At 35.1% G+C, this 5,457-nt stretch carries 6 protein-coding genes and 1 pseudogene; 4 read left to right on the forward strand and 3 right to left on the reverse strand.

Annotated features, from left to right (window positions below):
• A partial coding sequence (locus ABZX02_RS43655) for a divalent metal cation transporter (protein WP_355307925.1) occupies positions 1-412 on the reverse strand: 412 nt, incomplete at its 3' end.
• 190 nt (positions 413-602) lie between these two features.
• Positions 603-737 (reverse strand): annotated as a pseudogene (locus tag ABZX02_RS43660) (IS3 family transposase); the annotation flags it as partial.
• A 222-nt stretch (positions 738-959) separates the two neighbouring features.
• On the opposite strand from ABZX02_RS43660, the gene mobC (ABZX02_RS43665) reads away from it, so the two are divergent.
• On the forward strand, positions 960-1,445 hold the full coding sequence (mobC, locus tag ABZX02_RS43665) for a plasmid mobilization relaxosome protein MobC (protein WP_276117874.1): 486 nt from the start codon (positions 960-962) through the stop codon (positions 1,443-1,445).
• 218 nt (positions 1,446-1,663) lie between these two features.
• Here mobC (ABZX02_RS43665) and ABZX02_RS43670 read toward each other — a convergent pair whose 3' ends face one another.
• On the reverse strand, positions 1,664-2,344 hold the full coding sequence (locus ABZX02_RS43670) for an IS6-like element IS1216 family transposase (RefSeq protein ID WP_046124060.1): 681 nt from the start codon (positions 2,342-2,344) through the stop codon (positions 1,664-1,666).
• Positions 2,345-2,512: 168 nt separating this feature from the next.
• Between ABZX02_RS43670 and ABZX02_RS43675 the strand changes: the two genes are divergently transcribed.
• From ABZX02_RS43675 to ABZX02_RS43685, 3 genes are all read left to right on the forward strand, one after another.
• The gene (locus tag ABZX02_RS43675; RefSeq protein ID WP_014017385.1) at positions 2,513-3,811 is read left to right on the forward strand and encodes a polysaccharide deacetylase family protein; all 1,299 of its coding nucleotides are present in this window, start codon (positions 2,513-2,515) and stop codon (positions 3,809-3,811) included.
• Between the two features lie 784 nt (positions 3,812-4,595).
• Entirely contained in the window at positions 4,596-4,961 is a 366-nt protein-coding gene (gene mobC / locus ABZX02_RS43680) for a plasmid mobilization relaxosome protein MobC (RefSeq protein ID WP_355307927.1), read from the forward strand.
• Positions 4,940-5,457: relaxase/mobilization nuclease domain-containing protein (locus ABZX02_RS43685; protein ID WP_355307929.1), on the forward strand; the 518-nt coding region annotated here is incomplete at its 3' end. The genes mobC (ABZX02_RS43680) and ABZX02_RS43685, both read left to right, overlap by 22 nt.

Raw genomic sequence — 5,457 nt, forward strand, 5'->3', positions numbered from 1 at the left:
CCGCAATATCTGTTGCCATAATCGCTAATTCCGTTAAAATCCATAAAATGATTCCTAGTTTTTTACTCGTTCTCGCTCGAATTGCTTGAGCTAAATCCATTTGACTAACAATTCCCAATTTAGCAGCCATATATTGTAATAGCATTGCAATTAAACTAGACATTAAAATGACCGACATTAATAAATACTGGAAGTTTTGCCCACCCGTAATCGAAGTAGACCAGTTGCCTGGATCCATATATCCCACAGCAACTAATGCTCCCGGTCCAGAATAGGCGAACAGGGTTTTCCAAAAGCCTTTGCCTTTGGGTACCTCGACAGTTCCGTTAATTTCCTCTAAAGAGGGACCATTCGTATGCTGAATTAATCGAGGTTTGTGCTCTTTACCAGACTGACTTGTTGTATCTTTCAAAATATTTCCACCTTCCTTTAAGAATATTATAAGTATACACCTCTTTTTTATAAAATTAAAGCAAAATATTAGGCAAACCTAAAAAAAAATAAACATCGCCTAATTTAATATTATTTGCCTTCATTTCATTTGTATCGGAATGAATCAATTGTACACTGGACCAATGTCAAATATTTAGACACAAAATGAGCTATATTTTCTTAAAATAATTTTCTTCTTTCTGATTTGGAGTTAAACCCTTGTTGGCGGAATGAGGATTATAATTGTTATAAAATTGTTCGATGTATTCAAAGCAAGAGAGTTGAACTTCTTGAATGGAGTGATAAGTTCATAATTACATTAACGCAAAAAAATATGTTCAAACTTTGACCGAAGATGAAGTTAAAAATTTGTGTTTTGAAGTCAAAGATTTATACGAAGATGTCTTAAAAGAATTTGAAATTAAGCTCTAATTTTTTTCAAAAAGGGGGATTGGGGGACACCACCAAAAATAAAAAGATTCGTCTGAAACGAACAAAAATAAAATTGGAAATTTTAGATTTTGTGAGTGAAAGATGAATACTTTTTACTGTACTTGGGTACCCAAGTGCGAAGTTCACTAAAGACACTAACCCCCTATTTTGAGCTTTTAGAGTTGACAGATATTTGTGAGGTTGACAAGATGAAAATAATTGAAAATCGTGAGAGAAGTATACAGAAAAAATTTCGTGTAAATGAAAAAGAGAACGAAAGAATTAAATTGATGATGAGAAAAACTGGTATCACTAATTTTTCTATTTTTGCTAGACGAGCCTGTTGCAATAAAGAGATTTTTTCTATTGATTTTTCAGAATATAAAAATATTATTTCTGAAATTTCTGCGACAAAATCTGAACTAAAACGTATCGGAAATAATATCAATCAAATTGCTAAACATTTAAACGAAAATAAAAATAATCAGACAAAAGAATTGATGTCTGATTATCAAAAGCAATTAGAAAACTTGGAAAATAAAATTCAAAAAGTTGTTCATTTTATTTCGGAGAGGGAGTAAAAATGACAGTGAGTTATATGCCAAAACAATCGAACGGAACAGTTCATTCTTCAACAGTTGTGAGCTGTTTTTTGAATGCTGATGAATAGTGAGATTAGAGCAGGTCATAAATAAGGGTCATATTTAAAAGCTAAAATTGTACGTTTTAGTCAATTACATACAAGGGTTCTGTTGCAAAGTTTTAAATAAAGAATAAAATCCCTTACGGTATCTATGATTTAGGCTGTTATTCCCATTAATACCTTGATTTCAGTAGACACCGAAAAGCCGAAGAGAGTGCCTTCTTTTCGGGTTTTCTTATATAATCCTCGAATGGCTTCCATGCCCTTAATCGTGGTAGAGGCAGTGCGTAAACTTCGATAGAATTTATTGCGTCTCTTTACTGGACGATGGTCTTGTTCAATCAAATTATTCAGGTATTTAATGGTACGATGTTCTGTCCCTTGATAAAAGCCGTATTCTTTTAGTTTCTTAAAGGCACTTGTAATAGAGGGGGCTTTATCTGTGACTACAACCTTCGGTTCATCAAACTGCTTCACTAACCGCTTAAGAAAAGCATAGGCTGCTTGTGTGTCCCGTTTTTTACGTAACCAAATATCCAAGGTTAAACCATCTGCATCGATGGCTCGATACAAATAATGCCATTTTCCTTTAATTTTGATGTACGTTTCATCCATTTTCCATGAATAAAAGGATTTTTTATTTTTCTTTTTCCAAATTTGATAGAGTAGTTTGCCATATTCTTGCACCCAACGATAAATCGTCGTATGAGAAACGTTAATGCCACGATCATATAAGATTTCTTGAACTTCACGATAGCTAAGGTTATAACGAAGATAGTAGCCCACGGCTACAATAATCACATCCTGCTGAAATTGCTTTTCTTTAAAATGATTCATCGTCATTCCTCCTGCTATCTTTTTCTATTATTCTACCTTATTTGATAGTAGATTTAAAACTTTGCAACAGAACCCTATATTCGTTACAATGGTTATGGGAAGTTTTTCAAAAGGTTAAGAAAAGCTTACGGGGGTTTTTGAAATCAAAAAGTAGTAGGGGACGATAAAATGAAACATACACACAAAATCATATTGGCTGTCACTTCTGTATGCACTGTTATTATTCTAGGTGTAAGTATCTTTTTTGTTACACAAGCAGTAACAAACAATAAATTAGAAAACACTAGTCAAACAACTCAACACTCAAGCAGCAGCTCAAAACCTGTTGAAGATAAACAAACGACGAAACAGCTTGATCAAGCAAAACAGCTTGCTGCAAGTTATCATTATGATGAAGCCATCGCCTTACTTGAAAAAGACGACGCCAAAGAAGCGCAACAATTGTTAGCAACTTTGAAAAAAGAAAAAGAATCCTTGGTAAAATGGGAAGACCCGACCAAAATCTCACACGTCTTCTTTCATAGTCTGATTGTTGATCCAGCTAAGGCTTTTCATACCCAGCAAGCACAAGGGTATAAAGATTATATGGTCACTATTTCCGAATTCAATAAAACCATTGATCAGTTATATAAAAATAACTATGTTCTTGTTAATCTAAATGGATTAGTCAAAAAAGGAACAGATGGAAAACTGACCTTTACAGGTGTTTCTCTTCCAGAAGGAAAGAAACCGTTAATTCTTTCGCAAGACGATGTCAGCTATTATGAATACATGGACAATTCAGGATTTCCAAGTAAGTTGATTGTCGATAAACAGAACCAAATCAAGAATATTTATATCGACAATAAGAAGGAAACTGTTGGTGACTATGATATGGTTCCATTGATCGATTCATTCATTAAAAAACATCCCGATTTTTCTTATCAAGGCGCCAAAGGAACATTAGCTTTAACAGGCTATAATGGTGTATTAGGTTACCGTACATCAAAATCAGAATATGGTGATAACGAAAAAACAAACAAAGAAATCGAAGCAGCCAAAAAAGTTGCTGATCAATTAAAGAAAGATGGTTGGAGTTTTGCTTCTCATACTTGGGGACACTTGAATATGACACAAGCTTCTTTAGCCGATATCCAACAAGATAATGAACGTTGGCAAAATGAAGTTGCACCTATTTTAGGCAAAACAAATATTTTGATCTACCCATTTGGCGCTGACATCAGCGATTGGCAACCTTATTCTGAAGCAAATCAAAAATTTGCTTACTTGAAACAACAAGGATTTGATATCTTCTGCAATGTCGATGCCTCAACTCCTGCATGGGGACAACTAGGAACTGACTACTACCGTAACGCCAGAATCAATATTGACGGTATCCGTTTCGAAGCTGACCTAAAAGGAGAAAATCCAATACTTGATCAATTTATCAACGTCAAAGAAGTGTATGACCAAAAAGATCGAGGATAGAGGTTGTGAAAGAAGCGTCCAGCTCCGCCGACAATAAGTAGGAATTAACTATCTAGGAACGCATACCATGCGTAAAACAGGCGCTTATAAGGTCTATACCCAGTCAAACTATAATATTGGTTTAGTGATGCATTTATTAAACCATTCAAGCGAAGCCATGACTTTAACATATCTTGGATTAGATCAAGCTAGTCGAGAAACGATGTTAGACCAAATTGATTATGGGTAATGAATGTTTAGAACTTAGTAGTCGTCCAAAAACGACTACTTTTTTTGTTGAATCGTCCTTGGACGATTCGATGCTTTTGACTTGTAAGAACAGAATTGAATGAAGCCATACTGTTCGCATATTTTTAGTGGATGAACAAACAAAATACGAGAGATTTTTTGTTCGTTCATCCATGGTTTTAGAAAAAAGAGGGACGATTTCGGAAGAAGAAAATCGTCTCTTTTTTTTCTTCTTTTTGTATGACAAAAAGAAAGATCTTTTGCCCATTTTATTTTTATAAAATGGGTAGGTGGCGTTTGCGTAAAGCAAATCGACACAATCCAAAGGGGATAAAAGGGGAAAGTGAAACTTCCCCCTTTTCAAGCCACATTGTAATACAAGAACGAAGTAATTTGTATTACAATGTGATAGCTTACAGCAGTATTTATGGGTTTATATTTGCTATTTTGTTGTGAGGATTGTAACCGAATAGGGCGCAATGCTTATTACAAAATCAATGACAAAGGGCGATTGAGGAATGAGCGCTGGGGCATTTTATCTTTGAGGAAGTTCTTGATGGATCAGAAAAATGTATCACAAATTGAAACAAAGTACATTCAATTTAGATTATCTGAAGAACAATACAATAAGCTGAAAATTTCAGGAGAAACATATGGACTCTCTCCGAATCTTTATGCGAAAAAATTAGCACAAAAATCTCATTTAAAAAAACCTTATCTCGAACATGACCAAGCGAAATCTTTATTATTAGAACTCTCAAAACAAGGAACCAATTTAAATCAAATCGCCAAGAAACTCAATCAATTCGATCGGATGGACAACCAAGATAAAGAGCTGATCGTGGCTTTACGCTATACATACGGAGTACTCGCTCAAGCTCAAAAGGGGTATCAAGAGTTATGGCAACAATTGCAAAAATAAGCAATGGCGCAAGTGCAGCGAGCGCCCTTAATTATGCTTTAGGGCAAGACAGACCCATGCATGAAAAAACTGAACAGTGGCTACAAGACCATCAATTGGAACGTCCTGTGGAGCTGACAAATTGTCGGGCAGTTGCCGTGGGTGGAACCAACGGGATTGATCCCTTTATCGCCAAAGAACAATTTGATGTCATTCGACAACTTCATAACCAAACCAAAGAATCCAATCAAGTCTTGCGTATTACCCAATCTTTCGCCTTAGATGAACTGAATCCGAAAGTTCAAAAAGACTGGCAAAAAGCCAATGATTTAGGCGTTGAATTAGCAGAAAATCTCTATCCTAACCATCAAAGTGCTGTGTATACGCATTTAGACGGAAAAAATCACGTGTTACACAACCACATCATTGTCAATAAGGTCAATTTAGAGACAGGCAATAAATTAAGAGAACAAAAAGGAGAAAGCGTTCAACGAGCACGAGAAATGAATGATCGACT

This window comes from Lentzea sp. NPDC003310 (assembly GCF_040610935.1).
Taxonomy (GTDB): domain Bacteria; phylum Actinomycetota; class Actinomycetes; order Mycobacteriales; family Pseudonocardiaceae; genus Lentzea.

What these genes read in the sequence shown, in the direction of transcription:
- ABZX02_RS43670 (WP_046124060.1), bottom strand. Translation starts at nt 2,344, where the DNA reads ATGAATCATTTTAAAGAAAAGCAATTTCAGCAGGATGTGATTATTGTA.
- ABZX02_RS43675 (WP_014017385.1), top strand. Translation starts at nt 2,513, where the DNA reads ATGAAACATACACACAAAATCATATTGGCTGTCACTTCTGTATGCACT.
- mobC (WP_355307927.1), top strand. Translation starts at nt 4,596, where the DNA reads ATGGATCAGAAAAATGTATCACAAATTGAAACAAAGTACATTCAATTT.